We start from the raw sequence: 18,057 nt of genomic DNA on the forward strand, positions 1-18,057 counted from the left end.
GGTGCTTTCCGTGGCCGGCACGGAGGCGCGGGCGCTTCTGCGGGGAGAGGCTGTGACCACAGCGGCCGGAGCGCACACGGACCCCGGCCGATCCTGAACACGACTAGGGGAGCGACCATGACCGGCACCGGCACGTACGAGGGTTTCACGGCCGACGAGCGCGCCGCGATGAAGGAGCACGCCCAGGAGCAGAAGAAGGCGGCGCGGCGTGGCTCGAAGGCGGAGAAGGCGGCGGAGGCCGAGCGGGACCTGCTCGCGAAGATCGCCGAGATGGAGGACTCCGACCGGATCATGGCCGAGCGCGTCCACGCCGTCGTCACGGCCACCGCCCCCCACCTCGCACCGAAGCTCTGGTACGGGATGCCCGCCTACGCGCTGGACGGCAAGGTCCTCTGCTTCTTCCAGAGCGCGGCGAAGTTCAAGGCCCGCTACGCGACCCTCGGCTTCAACGACCCGGCGCGGCTGGACGACGGCGCGATGTGGCCGACCGCCTTCGCCCTGACCGAGGTCACGCCCGAGGTGGAGGCACGCATCGCGGCCCTGGTGAAGCAGGCGGTCAGCTAGGGCCTGAGCCCCAGACCGGTCAGCGCGGCCTCGCCGGCGGCGGCGTGTCCGCCCCCGGCGAGGAGCAGGGTGCGCGCCGACTGGTAGGGGCAGCCGGCCGCGTCGAAGGCCGCCGCGGTGGCGAGCTGCGCCGGCAGGTCACCGTCGAGCAGCGCCCGCGCCCGCTCCACCTGGGCGGTGGCGACCGGGTTCCCGGCGACCGTCTTCAGCGCGGCGTCCACGCGGGCCCGGGCCTCCGGGTGCCCGGCGAGCACCGCCGCCTCCGCCCTGAGGGCCACGTACCAGTGCAGCCAGATCCAGCACACCCACTTCCACACCGCGTCGGGATCCGGCGCGAGCCGGTCCACCGCCGCCCCGGCGTCCCCGCGATGGAGCAGGACCAGGGCGTCGAGGACCGCGCCGTACCCGAGACGGTGCTGCTCCGGCGCCGTGTCCGCCCGGTCGACGACCGCCAGCCACGCCGCACGCTCGGCGTGCTCGCCGCGCAGACCGTGCACCATGGCGACCGACGCCGCGGCGGCGCCCAGGGACAGCGACGGCCGGCGGCCACTGTGCTCCCACGCCTCCAGGAACCGCGCGCTGTGGTCCAGCACCTCGTGGCCGTGCCCGGCGAAGGCGTCCGCGGTCAGCAGCCACGCCGTGGCGTGATGCCCCGCCTCGGCCAGCAGCGGATGGCCGGCGAGCTGGGCGCCCCACCGCCGGGCGTCCGCCAGCGCGCCCACGCCGACGGCGTTGCCGGCGGCCATGGCGAGGGCGTCCATCGACTCGTGCGTGGCTGCCGGTGCGGGCGCGAGGGAGGCGAGGACGTCGACCCGGCGCCGGGCCGCCGCCGCACTGCCGAAGGAGTCACCGGCCCAGCTGCGGGCGCCGGACAGCGCGTCGAGGGCGGCGGACTCCGCCACCGGGTCGCCGGTGCGCCGGGCGAGCGCGACGGCCTGTTCGGCGCGTACTGCCGTGTCGGCGACGGTGTTCTCCGCGGCGCCCTGGACCGCGCCGTACGCGTCGTGGAGCACCGCCGCCTCGGCCAGCGCGACGGCCGCACTGGCCGCGGGGGAGCCGTCGGACTGCTCCCGCGCCTCGGCGAGCAGAGCCGTCACCTCCGCCACGGGGGGAATCCGCGTGAACAGGGTGGAGAAGCGGTACGCGACGGTGGCGGCCGTCGCCAGGTCGCGGCACGCCCCCGCACCGTCCCCGGCCCGGCGCGCGGCCCCGGCGGCGGCACGGTGCAGCCGGTACATGTCGTCGCCGAGCCTGCGGCACCCGGCCACCCCGGCGGCCTGCCGCAGCGCCTCGGCGGCGGCGGTGCCGTCGTCGGTGAGGGAGGCGGCCTGCTCGTACCGCTGCTGGGCCTCGCCGAGCAGGGTGCGGGTGAAGGCCAGCCGGGCCAGCGACAGGGCGAGCCGGTGGGCGTCCGCGCGCCGCTCCGGCCGGCCGGCGGCCCAGGCGAGGGCGGCCCGGCAGTCGTCGGCGAGCGCGTCGAAACGGGCCCGCCAGTCCGGCCCCGACGCGCCCTCCAGCGCGGACGCGGCGGCCAGACACCAGGCCAGATGCCGGGCCCGGACGCCGTCCAGTTCACCGGCCTCGGCGAGCCGCTCGGCCCCGTACTGGCGGATGGTCTCCAGCGCCTGGTACCGGGTGCCGGTCGCCGACGGCGTCACGGTGAGCAGACTCTGCTCGGCGAGGCGCCCCAGCCCGTCGACGACGGCGGCGATGCCGGTGCCCTCAGTGCCCTCGGCGACCGCGAGCGCCGCGACCCCGGTGGCTTCCCCCGCGGCGAGCCCGGCGCCCGTGGTGGCCTCCCGGCCGGCCGCTCCCGTGGCGAGCCCAGCCCCCGCGGTGGCCTCCCCGCCGGCCTCCCCCGCGGCGAGCGCCGCGACCTCCGTCGCCGCCTCCGCCGTGAACGGGGCGACGAACACCGACACCCGGCGCAGCAGCACCCTGTCCCACGGGTCCAGCAGGTCGTGGCTCCAGTCCAGTACCGCCCGCAGCGACCGGTGCCGGTCGTTCGCGCGGGGCCCGCCGGTGAGGATCCGCAGGGGGTCGGAGAGACCGGCCGTCAGGCCGTCCAGACCGAGCGTGGACCAGCGCGCCGCCGCCAGCTCGATCGCCAGCGCCATGCCGCCGAGCCGCTCGCAGACGGCCACGATCCCGTCGCCCACCGCCGGGCCGGGCGGCTGCCCGACGGCGACGGCCCGGTCCATGAACAGCGCCACCGCCTCCGAGGCGTCACCGCCCTCCCGAGACAGCGGCGGCACCGGCAGGACCCGTTCGAACGGCACCATCAGCCGGGCCCGGCTCGTCACGAGCACCCGCAGCCCCGGACAGGCCGCGAGCAGCCGCTCCAGGAACGGCGCCACCCCGTCGAGCACCTGCTCGCAGTTGTCCAGCACCAGCAGCGCCCGGTGATCCGCCAGCGCGGCCGGCACCGCGTCGTCGATGCCTTGCCCCGGCTGTTCGCCCACGCCCACGGCCGCCGCGACCGCCGCGCCCACCCGGTCGGGCTCGGTGACCGGGACCAGGTCGACGAACCACACCCCGTCCGCGAAGTCACCGCCCAGGTCCGCCGCCACGGCCAGCGCGAGACGCGTCTTGCCCACCCCGCCCGGACCGGTCACGGTCACCAGCCGGTGCGCCCGCACCGCCTCGGCGAGCTCCCCGCGCTCGCGCCTCCGGCCGACGAACGACGTCAGCGGCGCCGGCAGGGCGGGCGCGCAGCGGGACCGCTCGGCGCGGGCCACCTCCGCCGCGTGCCGGGCGAGCGCCCGTCGGTCCGGCAGCCCCAACTTCCGCAGCAGCGAGGAGACATGCGACTCGACGGTGCGTACGGAGAGGACCAGCCGGGCCGCGATCTCCGCATTGCTGAGGTGCTCCCCGAGCAGCGCGAGCACTTCCGCTTCCCGCACCGATATCCCTGGACTCGTCACCGGCCCATTATCGGTGGCACTCCCCGGCCCGGTGCGGGACGGACGTCAGCGGGCGGGCGGGGTGAACTCGGGCTGGTCGAGCACGCGCAGCCAGCTCCCGTCGGGCTGCCGCCGCACGACCTGCGCCCGCGCCCCGGACCCGTCCTTCGGCGGGGTCGAGGTGAGGGCGATGTCGCCGCTGACCAGCGTGGGCAGCGGCTCCTCCGGCTCGAAACGGGGAGCGCCCGCCAGCACCTTCTCCCACAGCGCGCGGATCGCCTCCCGCCCCACCGTCCGCTCACCGGGCGGATAGGCCAGCACCGCGTCCTCCTCGTACAGCGCGGCCACCCCGGCCGCGTCACCGGCGTTGGACCGCTCGACGAACAGACGGGTGATGTCCTCGGGCCGCATGGCCTTCTCGTACTCCGGCACGGCTGGCACGGTTCCTCCTGCGTCGTTCGGACTCTCGTGCTTCCAGCGTCGTCGGCCCCGGACCAGAAGTCCAACGGATGATTCTTCTCGGAACTAGAATCGACAGTCATGGAACTGAGGCAGCTCGAGTACTTCGTCGCGGTCGCCGAGGAGCGGAACTTCACCCGCGCCGCGGAGCGGGTGCACATCAGCCAGTCCGGCGTCAGCGCCCAGATCCGCCGACTGGAGCAGGAGCTCGGCGCCGAGCTGTTCGACCGGTCCGCCCGCACCGTCACCCTCACCGTCGCCGGGAAGGCCGCGCTCGAACACGCCCGCGCCGCACTGGCCGCGGCCGGGGCGGTCGGCCAGGCGGTGGGCGAGGTGACCGACCTGATCCGGGGCCGGCTCGCCCTCGGCATGGTCATCGGCTGCACCCTCACCCCGCTGTTCGACGCCCTCGCGGCCTTCCACGAGGCGCATCCGGGCGTGGAGCTGTCCCTGCTGGAGGACAGCTCCGACCGGCTCGCGGACGGGGTGCGCACCGGCGCCCTCGACCTGGCGCTCGTCGGCGCGGCGGCGGCCGCCCCCGGGGACCTGGAGACGCACACGATCATCAGCGAACGCCTCGTCGTCGCCGTCCCGCCCGGGCACCCCCTGGCCCGGCGGCACCGAGTCGTGCTGCGCGACCTGACCGACCACCCGGTCATCTGCATGCCCCCGGGCACCGGTCTGCGCGCCGTTCTCGACCAGGCCTGCGCCGGGCAGGGCCTGCGCCCCACGATCGCGCTCCAGGCCAGCGCCGGCGACGCCATCGCCGACCTGGCCGCCCGCGGACTCGGCGTCGCCGTCCTCAGCGCCTCCATGGCCGCCGCCCACCACGACCGCCTCACCGCCCGCACCATCGAGGACCTGGAGACACCGGGCGTCCTCGCCCTCATCTGGGCCCCCACCCCCGGCCCGGCGGTACGCGAACTGGTGGCGCACTGCCGCAAGGCCTTCGGCGGCGGAGCGGGGCATCGCTGATCCGGCGTAGCAGGGGCTGCTGCCTCCTGTTGGACGGGCCCATCACCGTCGGCTGGCCGCCCGTACAGCCCGGATATGGGAGTGTCTCGGTTTTTGTGTATGCCCCTTCTTTGATGCTCTGTCGGTCAGCGGCGAAATTGGGCGGGGGCGCCCAGCCGCAGGGCGAGCGCTGAGACGTTGTCGAAGGAGGAGTCCTGCTTGGCCGGGCCATGGACCTGCTTGACCTTGGAGTCGATGTCCTTTCCACTCCGTCCACAGACCGACTATCCCGCGGCGGACCGAGGCTGACTCGATCCGGACGGGATCGCTTCCCTGAGCTCGCACCAGATGTACCTGCCCCGGTTGCCCTCCCGGGCGAGCGGCTGCCAGCCCCAGACGTCGGCGCAGGCCCGCACCAGGGCCAGGCCCCGTCCGTCCTCCCGGTCCACGGCGCGGTCGAGCGGCTGCGGCGGTTCGGGCGGGGACGGGTCCGCGTCCCAGGCGCCGAGGCGGAGGACGCCCGTCCCGGACCAGCGCACCCGCAGGGCCGCCGGCCCCTTGGTGTGCCGAACGGCGTTGCCGATCAACTCCGTTGCGAGCAACTCGGCCATGTCGACCAGGCGGATCAGGCCGTGCATGGTCAGGATCAGGCGGAGGGTGCGGCGGCAGACGGTGACGGCTCTGAGGTCGTTGGGGATGTAGAGGGAGTACTCCCACGGTTCGTTTTCGGGCATGGCTCGCTCCTGTCGAGACGGCGGTGGGGGATGGGGATGCGGGTGGGGCGCGGTGGCAGTGCCGCTCCGTCATGGCGCGACGAAGCGGTGCGCTTCCGGTGCCCCGGTGTTTCGCAGTGTGTGCGGCGCGTCACCGAACGTAGACCTTAGATTTAACGTCAAGCAAGCCTTTCGCGTAATCTGGCACCCGAACGGGTCGCGCTGCCAGGCGTGTTGAGCGAGGGAGCAGGGATGGGGACCAAGCGCGAGGCGACGGCTCGGCAGATGCGCTTGGCGGTCGAACTCCGCAGGCTGCGCGAAGCGTCCGCTCTCAGCGCTCGCGAGGCGGCGGCTCTTCTGGGCGTGAACTCGGTCCAGATCAGCCAGATCGAGTCCGGCGTCACGGGTGTGAGCGAGGAGCGGCTACGACGCCTCGCGGCCCACTACGCCTGCACGGACGCGGAGTTGGTCGATGCCCTGGTGGCGATCGCGACGGAGCGGACGCGCGGCTGGTGGGAGGAGTACCGAACGCATCTGCCCACGTCGTTCCTGGATCTGGCCGAGTTGGAGCATCATGCCGTCTTCCGCTGGGACGTGGACTTCCTGCACGTGCCGGGCCTTCTGCAGATCGATGACTACGCGCGGGCTCTCTTCTCGCGCAGGGTGCCCGAACCGACGCCCCGCGAGCTTGACTTGCGTGTCCGTCATCGAATGCGGAGGCGTGTCATCCTCGAAGGCGATCGGCCGGTCCCTTACAAGGCGCTGGTCCACGAAGCGGCTCTGCGTATCCGGGTCGGTGGCCGTGCCGCCTCACGCTCCCAACTCGCCCACATCCTGGAGTTGTCGGAGGCGGAGCATGTGACGGTGCGCGTCATCCCGTTCGAGCTGGAGGAGTTCGCCGACATCACTGCCGCGATGGTCTACGCCGGTGGCGCCGTGCCGAGACTCGACACCGTGGTGCGGGACGGCCCTCACGGGACGCTCTTCATCGATTCGGAACCACAGCTCGGTGTCTATCGAACGCTTTTCCGTAGAGTGGAGGCGGTGTCACTCGACCCAGAACGTTCGCGTGACTTCATCCACAGGCTGGCAAAGGAACTGTGAGGCACCCGGTGATCACCCCTGGCAACTGGCGGAAGTCCTCCTACTCCGGCAGCGGCGACGGTAATGCCTGCGTCGAGGTCGCCGACCGCCGCCCCCGTGTGGCCGTCCGTGACTCCAAGGCTCCCGCACGGGCCGTGCTCACGTTCACCGCCCCCGCCTTCACCGCCTTCCTCGACGCCCTGAAAGCCCCCGCCGGGGAATAACCGGAGGCACCCTCCTGTTAGCCAGCGCAGCGGAGCGCACCGCAGTGATCCGGCACGACAACAGGAGGCATCCCACCATGGCCGCAGACGCCGCAGAGGAGATCCGGGGCACCGCCCACGGCACCGCACCCGTCCCCCTGTCCGTACTGGACCTGGTGACCGTCGGCGAGGGTCGCACCGCCACGGACGCGCTGCGGACCAGCGTGGACATCGCGCGGCTCGCCGAGGCCCGCGGGTACCACCGGTACTGGGTGGCCGAGCACCACTCCATGCCCGGCGTCGCCTCCTCCTCGCCCGCCGTGATCCTCGCGCACCTCGCCGCCCACACCGGCCGCATCCGGCTCGGCTCGGGCGGCGTCATGCTGCCGAACCACGCCCCGCTGGTGATCGCGGAGCAGTTCGGCACGCTGGAGGCCATGGCGCCGGGACGCGTCGACCTCGGCCTCGGCCGGGCGCCCGGCACCGACGGGGCGACGGCCGCCGCCCTGCGCCGCACCGACCGGCTGAACGAGGGCGCCGACGACTTCCCGCAGCAGCTCGCCGAGCTGATCCGGTTCCTGGACGACGACTTCCCCGACGGGCACCCGTACCGGCGTATCCACGCCGTGCCCGGCCCCGTGCAGGCCACCTCGCCCGGCGGCGTCCAGTCCCCGCACCGGCCGCCGGTGTGGCTGCTGGGGTCCTCCGGCTTCAGTGCCCGGCTGGCCGGCACCCTGGGCCTGCCCTTCGCCTTCGCGCACCACTTCTCCGCGCAGAACACCATCCCGGCGCTGGACCTGTACCGCGAGTCCTTCCGCCCGTCCGCCGTCCTGGACGCGCCCTACGCCCTCATCGGCGTCTCCGCCCTCGCGGCCGACGACGAGAAGGAGGCCCGCCGGCAGGTGCTGGCCGCCGCCCTGAGCATGGTCCGGCTGCGCACCGGCCGCCCCGGGCTCGTGCCGACGCCGGAGGAGGCCGAGGCGTACGATTTCAGCCCGATGGAGCGGGAGTTCGTGCAGACCTGGAACTCCAACGTCGTCCACGGCACCGCCGACGAGGTCCGCGCCGGGCTCGACGACCTCCAGAAGCGCACCGGCGCCGACGAGCTGATGCTCACCGCCAACGCCCACGGCGGCGACGTACGCCTGCGCTCCTACGAACTGATCGCCGACGCCTACGGGTTGCCGACGCCCGCCTGAACCCCGGCCGTGCCGGGCCCGGCGGAGTCCAGCAGCGCGGAGATGCGGTCCGGCGCCACCGGCCGGGAGTACAGCCAGCCCTGGCCGGTGTCGCAGCCGATGCGGCGGAGTCGGCTCGCCTGGTCCGAGGTCTCCACGCACTCGGCGGTCACGGTCAGGCCGAGCCGGTGGGCGAGCTGGACCATCGCCTCGACGATGACCTCGTCGGCCGGGCTGGCCGCGGCGGCCTCGGACGCGGCAGCGGCGTCGGCGGTGTCCGCGACCCCCGCGTACTGGAAGCCCCGTACGAAGGCCCCGTCCAGCTTCAGCACCGACACCGGCAGCCGGCTGAGGTAGGCCAGGTTGGAGTAGCCGGTGCCGAAGTCGTCGATGGCGATGCGGACGCCCATGTCGCTCAGCGCCTTCAGCACCTGGAGCGGCCGGCCCGCCGAGCCCATCACGGCGGACTCCGTCAGCTCCAGCTGGAGCAGGTGCGGGGCGAGGCCCGTGTCCTCCAGGGTCGCCGCCACGTCCGCCACCAGGTCGGAGTCCCAGACCTGACGGACCGCCACGTTGACGCTGACGAAGATGGGCGGCTCGCCGGGGTGGTCGAGCTGCCAGCGGCGGGCCTGGCGGCAGGCGGTGCGCAGGATCCAGCGGCCGAGCGGGACGATCGAGCCGTCCTCCTCCGCCAGTGCGATGAACCGATTCGGCGCCAGGACGCCGAACTGCGGGTGATTCCAGCGGATAAGCGCCTCGACGCCCCGCACCCGGCCGTCGTCCATGCCCACCAGCGGCTGGTACTCGAGGGCGAACTCGCCGCGGTCGATGGCCGGGCGCAGTGTGGCGGCGAGGGCCTGGCGTGTCATGCGGGTGGCGTTGCGCTCGGGGTCGAACAGCGTCCAGCGGGCCCGGCCGTCGGCCTTGGCCCAGTACAGCGTCGTGTCGGCCGCCTGCATCAGCGCGGTGGGCGTCGTCCCCGCGGTGTGCCGCTCGACCACGCCGACCGACGCGGTGACCGACAGCCGGCGGCCCGAGAGCTCGAACGGCTCCTGGAGGGCGGCCAGTACGGACTCGGCGAGGTCGGCGAGCTGGTCGGTGCCCGTGGAGTCCTCCACCAGCAGGGCGAACTCGTCGCCGCCGAGCCGGGCCACCAGCGGCACCCCGGCCCGCGCGCCCGCGGCCTCCTCCGCGCAGCGCGTGAGCCGCTCGGCGACGGCGGCCAGCAGCCGGTCGCCGACCCGGTGGCCGAGGGTGTCGTTGACGGCCTTGAACCCGTCCAGGTCCAGATAGCACAGGCCGACCCGGCCCGAGCCGCCCCGCTCGTACGACTCCGCCTCCAGCGCGGCCGTCAGCCGCTCGAAGAACAGGGCGCGGTTGGGCAGCCGGGTCACCGGGTCGTGCATCTGGAGGTGGCGCAGCCGGGCCTGGAGTTCGCGCCGGGCGCTGATGTCGGAGACGGAGAGCAGCAGCCCGGGCGTCTCCCCGGTCAGCGGCGCCACGGTGACCTGGGCCCACAGGGAGTGGCCGTCGGCCCCCTTCAGCCGGCGGGTGCAGCGCAGCCGCGGCTGCCGGCCGGCCAGCACCTCGCGGTACGCGTGCCAGGTGCCCGCGTCGGACGCCAGGTCGACCAGGTCGGCCGCCGCGCAGCCGGCCAGGGCGGCGGGGTCGGCGCCGAGCAGCGCGCCCAGCGTGTCGTTGGCGCTGACGACCAGGCCCTCGGGGTCCACGACGGCCATGGCGAGCGGGGCGGCCGTGAACACCTCGCGATAGGCCGGGGCATCCGTACGTCCCGCCAGGCCGATGTCACGGTCCGTGACGGCCGACCGGTCGAGGTCCGCCGCGTGCGCCGGCCCTTCGGAGGTTCCGTTCACCGCTCGCTCCCGCAGTGCCTCGATCTCGGTCCGTCTGTGTCCGTGCAGGAAAGTGTGCCGATCATAGAGGCTGGCACCGGGCCCTTCCAGCCGTCGATCCGCCTCTTGGACCGACTGAGCCCTCTGGGTGATCGTTTCTGCCCATCTCTTGGCGGCTCCGGCACGCCTCCGACCAGTCGTGACGTTCCGTGAGTGGTCCGGGGGTGTCGGCTCCGGCGCACTCCGGCGGAATCTCGCGCGGCTCACCCATTGGGTGCAGGCGAACAGGGCGCAGTACGACAAATATGCACAAGCTGGGTGCGGTGTCCCGCGAACCCCACCCGGAGGTCCCTGTGCCGCGCCAGCTCCCCCTGAGGCGACTTCCCCGCGAGGCCCTCAAGGGTCTCGGCGCGAGCCGCCGCGCCACGGGGACGACGGGCCGGCCCAGGCTGCGCAGCACGGCCGCGGTGTGCACCACCATGTCGGCGCTCGCCGCGACCTCCCTGATCACCGCCCCCTCGGTCGCCGAGCCCTTCTCCCCGGAGCCCTGCGCGCTGCGGCGTACCGCCGCCCACCACTCCGAGGGCCTCGACACCTGGAACGCCGCCTATCCGCGCCCGGCCCGCGCGCTGGACGCGGTGATGGTGTTCCTGTCCTTCCCGGACTCCCAGCCGCTGACCTCCCCGGCCGAACTGGCCGCCGACCACTTCCCGGCCACCACCCGCTTCTTCCAGCGCGCCTCCTACGGCGCGTTCACGCTCCACCCGCACCCGATGCGGCGCTGGATCCGCATGCCGAAGCCGTCGACGGCGTACGACATACGGCGTGACTGGAGCCCCGAGCACCGGGCGGCCTATCTGCACGACGCGCTCGCCGCCGCCGACCCGCACGTGGACTTCTCCCGCTACGACATCGTCTACTTCGTCGCCGACCCGGACGCCCCCGGCGTCGACTCCGACGCCACGAAGGTCGTCAACCTGGACTCCCCGCTGCGGGCCGACGGCACCGACGTACGGCGGGTCGTCACGGTGTTCGAGCACCATCCGCCGGACCGGCTGGTGCTGGCCCACGAGACCGGGCACGTCTTCGACCTGCCCGACCTGTACCACCGGCCCGCCGACGGCAAGGGCGACTGGGACACGCACGTCGGCGACTGGGATCTGATGGGCAGCCAGTTCGGGCTGGCCCCCGACCTCTTCGGCTGGCACAAGTGGAAGCTGGGCTGGCTGCGGCCCCGGCAGGTGGCGTGCGTGCGCGGCAGCGGGCCGACCCGGCTGACCCTGGAGCCGCTCGGCGCCGGTCCCGGCGTGGAGGTGACGGGGGCCGCCGGGGCGCCGGCCTTCGGTCTCGGACGGGGCACCAAGCTGGCCGTGGTCCGCACCGGCGCCGAGAGCGCGCTCGCCTTCGAGGCACGGGGACCGGTGGGCAACGACGCCGCCGCCTGCCGCGCGGGGGTGCTGGTGTACCGGGTGCGCGGCGGGACCCAGTCCGGGGGCGGGCCGATCGAGGTGATCGACGCCCACCCGCGCACCGAGGCCTGCTGGGAGGACTCCGTCTATCCGCCGCTCGCGGACGCACCGGTGGGGCTCGGCGAGAGCTTCACGGTGCCGGGTGACGGCGTACGGGTGGAGGTGGAGGGGCAGACGGCGTCGGGGGCGTGGACCGTGAAGATCACGCCCGGCTAGGCAGAAGATCCCGCCCGGCTGGGGATACGCGGAAGGCCCCTCGCTCTCACGAGGGGCCTTCCGGTGTCTGTGCGCCGCCAGGGACTCGAACCCCGGACCCGCTGATTAAGAGTCAGCTGCTCTAACCAACTGAGCTAGCGGCGCCTGCTGACGTCGTAGACCTTAGCATCAGGGTCGGCGGGAGGAAAAATCGAAATCCGCACCGCGTCCCGGGCCGCCCGGACGGCCGCCCAGAGCAGGATCTCCGGGCCCGGCAGCCAGGGCAGACGGGTGTCGGGGGCCACCAGCCAGCGGGAACAGGAACCGGACCCGGAACGGGCGGACGCGCCGGTGAGGGCCGGGACCGTCACCGCGTCCCCGGCGCCGTGGCACAGCAGCGGCGGCACGGCGACGGTACGGCCGCCCGGCCGGCCGCGCGCGCTCCACTCCTCCCACTCCAGCAGCGAGGGCAGCCGCTGGGCGGTGCCCGGCGCGCAGAACAGCAGCATCCGGCCCCGGTACTCGGCCACGGGGCCCGAACCCGGGCCCTCCTCCCACATCCGGTCCAGCATCCGGCGCCCGAAGACCGTGGGAACGCTCACCACGTCGAAGGCCGAGCCGCAGGGCAGGACGACCGGGGCGTCGGGCCGCTCCTCCCACAGGGCGAGGGTGCTGCGCGGGTAGGCACCCGCCGAGGCCAGCCAGGCGGCGCCGTCCGCGGTGACGTCCGTGACATTCCGAGTGCTGCTCATGCTCCTTACGTCTACCGGGTGTGAGGAGGCGGATCCGTTGAGTTGCGGGAAACCGGGACGTGGGGGCCGGGAAGCGGGTATCTTGCCCGTCTGGCATATGCGTCCGGGGTAGTCGAACAGACGGACGGGTGCCGGGTGCCGGCTACACCGGGTCGACGTGACCCGGGCCGCGGCCCTCGACGCCGCGCAGCAGGTCCCGCCCGAACTCCACCATCTTCTTGGCGTAGTCCTCGGTCCACTCCGCCCGGTCCGCGATGTCCGCGACCGTCAGCCGGTCGAACTTCCGCGGGTCCGCCAGCTGCGCCGCCGCCATCGCCTGGAACTCCACCGCCCGGTCCGCCGCAGCCCGGAACGCCTGCGTCAGCTCCGTCGCACGCTCCAGCAGCGCCCTGGGGTCGTCGATCGACTCGAGATCGAAGAAGTGCTCCGGATCGGCGGCCGCCTCCGCGGGCTCGAAGAGCAGGGGCGCGGGGCGCAACCGCGGCTGGTTCCGGCCCGGCGTGGGCTCCGCCATGTCTTCTCCTTCTCGTACGTCACGAACGACCCTCCCCGGACCCGGGGGCACCCTCGGTGGAGTGGGCCACCGTCCATTGTCCCGCGCCCATGCAAGAGGGCGTCGCGCCTCAGAGGGCGCGCACACGCTCGCGGGACACTTGTGCGATCGGGGCCGGATGGGGGCCTGTTCGGTCACGGTCGCCAGGGCACGCGGTGTTCCGCGAGGTGGGCCAGGACCGCGTGGTTCGCCTCCCAGCCGTCCGGGAACTTCACCAGCGTTCCCAGCTGGACCGGCTCCGTCGACGGGTAGTCGTCGAGCAGGGCGTCCACCCCCGCGCGGCACACCACGATGCACGCGTGCCGGTGCCGGGAGGCCAGGACGCACAGGCGGCCCGTCTCCAGGTGGAAGGCGGTGGCGTCGGGGCGGCCGGAGAGCGGGTGCAGGACGACCGTCACGTCGTACTCCCGGCCCTGGAGCCGGTTCGCCGTGTCCACCGTCACGTCCCGCACCCCCAGGCCGGCCAGCGCCGCCCGGACCGCCGCCGCCTGGTCCCGGTGCGCGGTGCCCACGGCGATGCGCCCGGCGGTCAGCGGGGCCGGGTCCGCCGAGCGCTCGGAGGACGCCGCGCCCCCGCGGTCGAGCAGCCGGCGCACCACCGCCGCCACCGCCCGCACCACCTCCGGATCCGTACGCGGCGTGTGCCGCGCCGGCAGCTCCAGCAGGCCCCAGCCCGAGGCGGCGGCCTCGTCGATGACCCGGTCGGGCCCCGAACCGTCCGACGGCACCGCGAAGGACAGCCGCCGGTCACCGTGGCCCGTGCCGCTGCGGAACGGCGTGTACGGATAGAACGCGGCCGACACCAGCGGCGCCGCCGACGCCGGAAGCCGCCACGACACCGGCAGCCGGTGCTGCGGCAGACCCGGATTGTGGGCGAGGAGCGTCGTCACCGCGGAGGCCGACGGGTCGTACGACAGCCCCGCCCACTGCTCGCCGCCCACCGTCGCGAACGGGTCCAGCTGACCCGGGTCGCCCACGAACAGCGCCCGTTCGAACAGCCCGGCCACGGCCAGCAGCGCGTCGGAGCGCATCTGGTAGGCCTCGTCCACGATCGCGTGCCGCCACGGCTCGTCCACCGTGACGTGCGCCCACTTCGCGGCGGTCGACAGGACCACCGCCTGCCCGGCGAGGTCCGCGGCCTTCGCCGACTTGCGGACGTTGGCCAGACCGTCGAGCGCCTTGTCGTACGGGTCGGCGTCGCTGCTGTGCAGGCGGCCCACCGGGAGGTCCGGATTCTTCTCGGCGAGCCGGAGCACCAGGTCGTCCACCTGGGCGTTGGTCTGCGCGACCACCATCAGCGGACGGCCCGCCTCGGCCAGCTCCAGCGCCGCCCGCACCACGAGCGTGGACTTGCCGGCGCCGGGCGGGGAGTCCACGACGACACCGCGCTCCGTGCCGTGCAGGGTGTCGTGGAGGATCGCCGCGGTGGCGCGGGCGGCCTCCGCACCCGGGTCGAAGGCCGCCCCGACGACGGGGGCGGCGCCGGCCTCGGCGGTCACAGGACGTCCTCCGGGGTCTGGGCGTCGGCGGGCTCCGGTACGGCGGCCTGATCAGCGGGCGGCCCGCCGTGCGTCCACGGCGTCTGCTCCGGGTCCGGCAGCTTCGCCCCGCCCCGCTGTTCGTGCTCGAAGAGGGTGAAGCAGACCAGGTCGCCCTTCTCCGGCACCGACCCGGGCTCGGGCTCCTTGCCGCGGCCCATCTTGTCCACGATGCGCAGCACCAGCACACCCTCCTCGTCCGGCCCGTCTCCCGGCCCGACGTACTCCGCCGCCTGCGGCTTGCCGCCCAGCGACCGGTACACCTTCACCCGCTCGCCCAGATGCGGCCGGTCGTCCGTGCGGACCGTGACCAGCGGGCGCGGACTGGGCCGCTTGCTCTCGCTGTACGCCATGACCACGTCCACGACCTCCCCCGCGAACGCCTCCCCGGACAGCCGCCGCCCCGCCATCACCAGCGGATCGTCCAGCGCCTCCTGCGCCTCCAGCCGGGCCTGCTCGCGCTCGCGGGTGGCCAGCTTGTTCGCCGCCGTCACCGCGTCGTCCCGGCGCGGCTGCGGGGGCTCACCGGCGAGGACACGGTCGCGGTGCGCGGTGAACGACCAGCGGTCCCGCGTCCACCGGTCCTCGACGTGCGCCCCGGCGGGCAGCTCCCGCAGCAGGTCCAGGCCCCGCCACACCGCGTCCCAGGTGGGCCGCGTACGGCTCTCCACCAAGGCGCGGATCTCCCGCTCGGCGGCGGTCAGCGCACCCAGCCGGTCGTCGGCCTCCAGACCGTCCTCGGCGGCGGCGAACGCGGTGCGGGCGCGGTCGTAGCGCTCGATGGCCGGCGCGAGCAGCTTGTTGTCGAAGGCCGGGTCGGTCGCCGGGCCCGCGGGCGGGCACAGCAGCTGACCGTCGGCGTCGCGGGCCAGCTCGGCACGGCGCGCCGCCTCCGCGCCGGTCCGCCCCTCGTCGGGCGGGGCGATCCACGCGAGCAGCGCCCCCAGGTGCTGGTCCTCCAGGGTCGACTGCCCGGTCGCCCAGTGCCGGCCCAGCAGGTCGGTCATGGCGAGCAGGAGGGACGAGCCGGGCACCCGCGCCCGCTCGCCGTAGTGGGTCAGCCACCGCCCGAGCAGCGGCACCCTCGGCGGCGCGGGATGCGGCGTCTGCGGATCCTGCTCCGCCGTGCGCCGGAAACGCATGGACCGGCCGAGCAGCCGGACGAAGTCGACGCCGGCGCGGCTCGGCACGATCAGCTGCGCCGCGTCCGCGCACAGGTCGACCTCGACCTTGACCCGCTTGCCGGTCACCGGGTCCGTCTCCGTGCGCTCGGCCGCCTCGACGGCATCCGCGTACGCCTCGACGTGCGGGAGCACGATGCCGGCCAGCTCGGCCAGGAACGCGAAGCGCAGGTCGCGGTCGCGGGGCTGCGGGACGACCAGCAGGTGCGGCGCTGCACGGTCGGTGCCGACCAGCGCGCCCAGCGGGGCGCCCGCCTCGCCCGCGGTGGTCAGCGGCACGAAGACCAGGGGCCGGTCGGACAGATGCCGGTGCCGGACGGTGGCGGCGGGCTGCGCACGGCCGCTGCGCACCGCCTCGAGCCGGGCGAGCGTGGTGATCAGCGACATGCGGCCACCTCCCCGGCTCCGACCCCCGCCGACGCCAGCGCCTCGGCCCGCAGCTCCGCCGCCCGGCGCAGCGCGGCCACCGCCGGGTCGTCCGGGTCGCCGGCCTCCCCACGCGCCGCGGCCAGCACGTCGTCCACCGTGGACAGCCCGCCCAGCTCGGCCCGCACCGGGCGGCCCAGCGTGGTCACCGCGCCGGCCTCCCGGGACCGGGCACGGCAGTGGAAGGCCAGCTCGCACGCGGACAGGCACTCGGGCGCGTACGTCGCCGGGACCGCCTCGACCGCGGCCGTCAGCTCGTCGGCCGGCAGCGCGGGGGAGAAGCAGACACCCTCCGGGAGCGCCTCGGCGATCTCCTCGATCCGGGTGAGCCGGGCCAGCTGGCGGCCGGTCACGGCGCGCTGCTTGCGCACGTCCACGGCGGACGCGGTGGGCAGGTTGGAGAAGTCCCTGGGGCAGACCAGCAGGACGCGATGGCGCACGCGCGGCGCCGGCTCCAGACGGGCGGCGACCTCTTCCAGCGCCAGCACGTACACCGCGGCCTGCCGGGCGGCGGCGCCCACCTTCGCCGGGTCCGCGGAACCGTCCAGCATCGGGAAGGACTTGATCTCGACGACCGTCCAGGTGCCGTCCGGGTGGACCACCACCGCGTCCGGCTCCAGGAAGGCGGGGGAGCCGGCCACGTCCAGCGCCAGCATCGGGTGGTCCAGGAGCGTCCAGGTGCCGGACGCGCGTGCCGCCTCCCGCAGCGCCAGCGAGGTGCGCGCGGCGCGGCCCTCGGGCCCGGTCGCCGACAGGTCGGGCGTCTGCGCCCCGGCGGGCGGCTCGGCGCCCCGGTCCAGCTTCTCGTGCACCAGGCGCAGCAGCTCGGCGCCGCCGTCCGCCTTCACCCGGGCCTCGAAGGCGTTCCCCCGGGTCAGCGCGAACTGCGACTGGCCGAAGACCGACGGCGAACCGAGCGCACTCGCCAGCGAGCCCTTGTCGACTCCGGCGCCGTCGAGGATGGCGCGCCGTCTGCACCCCGGGTTGGCCGCGAGGGCGGCCAGCGCCCGCGCGTCCAGCGCCTTCGCCGGGACGTCGGGACCGCGCAGCTCAGCGAGCCGGTGCCGGAGCCCCGTCCCCCGCGTCCGAGGGGGAGGTGTCCGGCTCGGCTCCCGCTCCGAGCCGCTGCTCACGCTGCCGTGGAAATCGCTCACCCGCGGAAGTCTGGCATCCACCACTGACAACGGGGGAACCAGCGTCGCCGGAAACCTGCGGGAGAGAAGCGGAACGGGAGGTGATCAGCTTCCTGGCCCGGTCCGCGACGCGCATCACGAGCGGCGCCAGCAGGAAGCCCGCGCCCATCACGGCGGCGCCCGCCACCGCGTCCAGGAAGTAGTGGTTCGCGGTGCCCATCACCACGATCGTCGTCACCAGCGGATAGACGACACCGGCCGCCTTCGCGGTGCGGGTGCCGCCGTGGCGCCACAGCATCACACCGCACCACAGCGCCCAGCCCACGTGCAGGCTCGGCATGGCCGCGTACTGGTTGGTCATCCCGCCCAGCCCGCGCGGCGCGCTCGCCTCGCCGCCCCACCAGCCGTACGAGCTGTAGTGGGCCATCGTGTCGACGAACCCGTGGCTCGCGTCCAGCAGCCGGGGCGGGCAGGTCGGCAGCAGCGTGAAGCCGATCAGCCCGATGAACGTGGACGTCATCAGCCAGGTCCGGGCCGCCCGGTAGCGCACGGCGCGGGAACGGAACAGCCAGACCAGGATCACCGGGGTGACGAGATAGTGCAGCGACGCGTACCAGAAGTCGGCCGGGACGCCGAGCCACGGTTCGCGGGTGAAGAGACGGTTGAGCGGGTGCTCCGCGTTGAGGTGGAGCGCCTTCTCGATGTCCAGGAGGGCCAGCCCGTGGTCGACGGCGTCCGAGACGTCACCGCGCACCAGGAGGCGGCCCGCGGAATAGCAGGCGTACACGAGGACGATCAGCGGGAGCTCGGTCCACCAGCGGAGCCGAGTCCGCTGGGCCGCCTCGGTGCCCGGTGTCTCGGTGTGCGGCAATCCGATCGCCCTCCCCCTTCTTCTCGCGT

General features: G+C 74.4%; 16 protein-coding genes and 1 tRNA gene. 6 read left to right on the forward strand and 11 right to left on the reverse strand.

The features are described from left to right. Window positions 1–117 precede the first annotated feature (117 nt). Window positions 118–564 (forward strand): DUF1801 domain-containing protein, encoded by a 447-nt coding sequence (locus tag AB0E77_RS07960; RefSeq protein WP_361567160.1) that lies wholly within the window; start codon window positions 118–120, stop codon window positions 562–564. On the opposite strand, the gene AB0E77_RS07965 is transcribed toward AB0E77_RS07960, so the two are convergent. Both AB0E77_RS07965 and AB0E77_RS07970 read right to left on the reverse strand, forming a co-directional pair. Next, window positions 561–3,488, reverse strand: a complete 2,928-nt coding sequence (locus AB0E77_RS07965; protein ID WP_361567163.1) for a LuxR C-terminal-related transcriptional regulator — start codon at window positions 3,486–3,488, stop codon at window positions 561–563. The two genes, AB0E77_RS07960 and AB0E77_RS07965, sit on opposite strands and share 4 nt — an antisense overlap. A 45-nt stretch (window positions 3,489–3,533) precedes the next feature. Next, a complete protein-coding gene (locus AB0E77_RS07970) occupies window positions 3,534–3,899 on the reverse strand; it encodes a nuclear transport factor 2 family protein (protein ID WP_361567512.1) in 366 nt (121 codons plus the stop codon). A 108-nt stretch (window positions 3,900–4,007) separates the two neighbouring features. Here AB0E77_RS07970 and AB0E77_RS07975 point away from each other — a divergent pair, with 108 nt between their 5' ends. Beyond that, the gene (locus AB0E77_RS07975) at window positions 4,008–4,901 is read left to right on the forward strand and encodes a LysR family transcriptional regulator (protein WP_361567166.1); all 894 of its coding nucleotides are present in this window, start codon (window positions 4,008–4,010) and stop codon (window positions 4,899–4,901) included. 263 nt (window positions 4,902–5,164) lie between these two features. Here AB0E77_RS07975 and AB0E77_RS07980 read toward each other — a convergent pair whose 3' ends face one another. Beyond that, window positions 5,165–5,614, reverse strand: a complete 450-nt coding sequence (locus tag AB0E77_RS07980) for an ATP-binding protein (RefSeq protein WP_361567169.1) — start codon at window positions 5,612–5,614, stop codon at window positions 5,165–5,167. 231 nt (window positions 5,615–5,845) lie between these two features. Here AB0E77_RS07980 and AB0E77_RS07985 point away from each other — a divergent pair, with 231 nt between their 5' ends. From AB0E77_RS07985 to AB0E77_RS07995, 3 genes are all read left to right on the forward strand, one after another. After that, window positions 5,846–6,697: a helix-turn-helix transcriptional regulator gene (locus AB0E77_RS07985; RefSeq protein ID WP_361567172.1), complete on the forward strand. Its 852-nt coding sequence runs from the start codon at window positions 5,846–5,848 to the stop codon at window positions 6,695–6,697. Between the two features lie 8 nt (window positions 6,698–6,705). Beyond that, complete coding sequence (locus AB0E77_RS07990) at window positions 6,706–6,900, forward strand: DUF397 domain-containing protein (protein WP_361567175.1); 195 nt, start codon at window positions 6,706–6,708, stop codon at window positions 6,898–6,900. Window positions 6,901–6,977: 77 nt separating this feature from the next. Continuing rightward, entirely contained in the window at window positions 6,978–8,078 is a 1,101-nt protein-coding gene (locus AB0E77_RS07995) for an LLM class flavin-dependent oxidoreductase (RefSeq protein WP_361567178.1), read from the forward strand. Here AB0E77_RS07995 and AB0E77_RS08000 read toward each other — a convergent pair. Further along, entirely contained in the window at window positions 8,054–9,931 is a 1,878-nt protein-coding gene (locus AB0E77_RS08000) for an EAL domain-containing protein (protein WP_361567181.1), read from the reverse strand. The two genes, AB0E77_RS07995 and AB0E77_RS08000, sit on opposite strands and share 25 nt — an antisense overlap. A 302-nt stretch (window positions 9,932–10,233) precedes the next feature. Here AB0E77_RS08000 and AB0E77_RS08005 point away from each other — a divergent pair, with 302 nt between their 5' ends. Then, window positions 10,234–11,595, forward strand: a complete 1,362-nt coding sequence (locus AB0E77_RS08005) for a M6 family metalloprotease domain-containing protein (RefSeq protein WP_361567184.1) — start codon at window positions 10,234–10,236, stop codon at window positions 11,593–11,595. A gap of 70 nt (window positions 11,596–11,665) precedes the next feature. On the opposite strand, the gene AB0E77_RS08010 is transcribed toward AB0E77_RS08005, so the two are convergent. The 7 genes from AB0E77_RS08010 to AB0E77_RS08040 all read right to left on the reverse strand — a co-directional run bounded on the left by AB0E77_RS08010 (window position 11,666) and on the right by AB0E77_RS08040 (window position 18,028). Continuing rightward, window positions 11,666–11,739 (reverse strand) — tRNA-Lys (locus AB0E77_RS08010). Then, complete coding sequence (locus tag AB0E77_RS08015; protein ID WP_361567187.1) at window positions 11,730–12,326, reverse strand: bifunctional DNA primase/polymerase; 597 nt, start codon at window positions 12,324–12,326, stop codon at window positions 11,730–11,732. Before AB0E77_RS08015 ends, AB0E77_RS08010 begins: the two co-directional genes overlap by 10 nt. A gap of 142 nt (window positions 12,327–12,468) precedes the next feature. Further along, on the reverse strand, window positions 12,469–12,840 hold the full coding sequence (locus tag AB0E77_RS08020) for a hypothetical protein (protein ID WP_361567190.1): 372 nt from the start codon (window positions 12,838–12,840) through the stop codon (window positions 12,469–12,471). A 173-nt stretch (window positions 12,841–13,013) separates the two neighbouring features. Beyond that, window positions 13,014–14,378 (reverse strand): AAA domain-containing protein, encoded by a 1,365-nt coding sequence (locus AB0E77_RS08025; protein ID WP_361567193.1) that lies wholly within the window; start codon window positions 14,376–14,378, stop codon window positions 13,014–13,016. After that, window positions 14,375–15,985 (reverse strand): hypothetical protein, encoded by a 1,611-nt coding sequence (locus tag AB0E77_RS08030; RefSeq protein ID WP_361567195.1) that lies wholly within the window; start codon window positions 15,983–15,985, stop codon window positions 14,375–14,377. Before AB0E77_RS08030 ends, AB0E77_RS08025 begins: the two co-directional genes overlap by 4 nt. Then, the gene (locus AB0E77_RS08035; RefSeq protein WP_361567515.1) at window positions 15,976–17,157 is read right to left on the reverse strand and encodes a hypothetical protein; all 1,182 of its coding nucleotides are present in this window, start codon (window positions 17,155–17,157) and stop codon (window positions 15,976–15,978) included. The genes AB0E77_RS08030 and AB0E77_RS08035 overlap by 10 nt, the downstream gene beginning before the upstream one ends. Beyond that, a complete protein-coding gene (locus AB0E77_RS08040) occupies window positions 17,075–18,028 on the reverse strand; it encodes a phosphatase PAP2 family protein (RefSeq protein WP_361567198.1) in 954 nt (317 codons plus the stop codon). Before AB0E77_RS08040 ends, AB0E77_RS08035 begins: the two co-directional genes overlap by 83 nt. Window positions 18,029–18,057 lie beyond the last annotated feature (29 nt).

It is taken from the genome of Streptomyces sp. NPDC032940, assembly GCF_040636935.1.
GTDB lineage: Bacteria > Actinomycetota > Actinomycetes > Streptomycetales > Streptomycetaceae > Streptomyces.

Excerpts from the sequence above, each read along its gene's own strand:
- AB0E77_RS08020 (WP_361567190.1), bottom strand. The coding sequence starts at position 12,840 with ATGGCGGAGCCCACGCCGGGCCGGAACCAGCCGCGGTTGCGCCCCGCG.
- AB0E77_RS07985 (WP_361567172.1), top strand. The coding sequence starts at position 5,846 with ATGGGGACCAAGCGCGAGGCGACGGCTCGGCAGATGCGCTTGGCGGTC.
- AB0E77_RS07975 (WP_361567166.1), top strand. The coding sequence starts at position 4,008 with ATGGAACTGAGGCAGCTCGAGTACTTCGTCGCGGTCGCCGAGGAGCGG.
- AB0E77_RS07980 (WP_361567169.1), bottom strand. The coding sequence starts at position 5,614 with ATGCCCGAAAACGAACCGTGGGAGTACTCCCTCTACATCCCCAACGAC.
- AB0E77_RS08015 (WP_361567187.1), bottom strand. The coding sequence starts at position 12,326 with ATGAGCAGCACTCGGAATGTCACGGACGTCACCGCGGACGGCGCCGCC.
- AB0E77_RS08030 (WP_361567195.1), bottom strand. The coding sequence starts at position 15,985 with ATGTCGCTGATCACCACGCTCGCCCGGCTCGAGGCGGTGCGCAGCGGC.
- AB0E77_RS07960 (WP_361567160.1), top strand. The coding sequence starts at position 118 with ATGACCGGCACCGGCACGTACGAGGGTTTCACGGCCGACGAGCGCGCC.
- AB0E77_RS07995 (WP_361567178.1), top strand. The coding sequence starts at position 6,978 with ATGGCCGCAGACGCCGCAGAGGAGATCCGGGGCACCGCCCACGGCACC.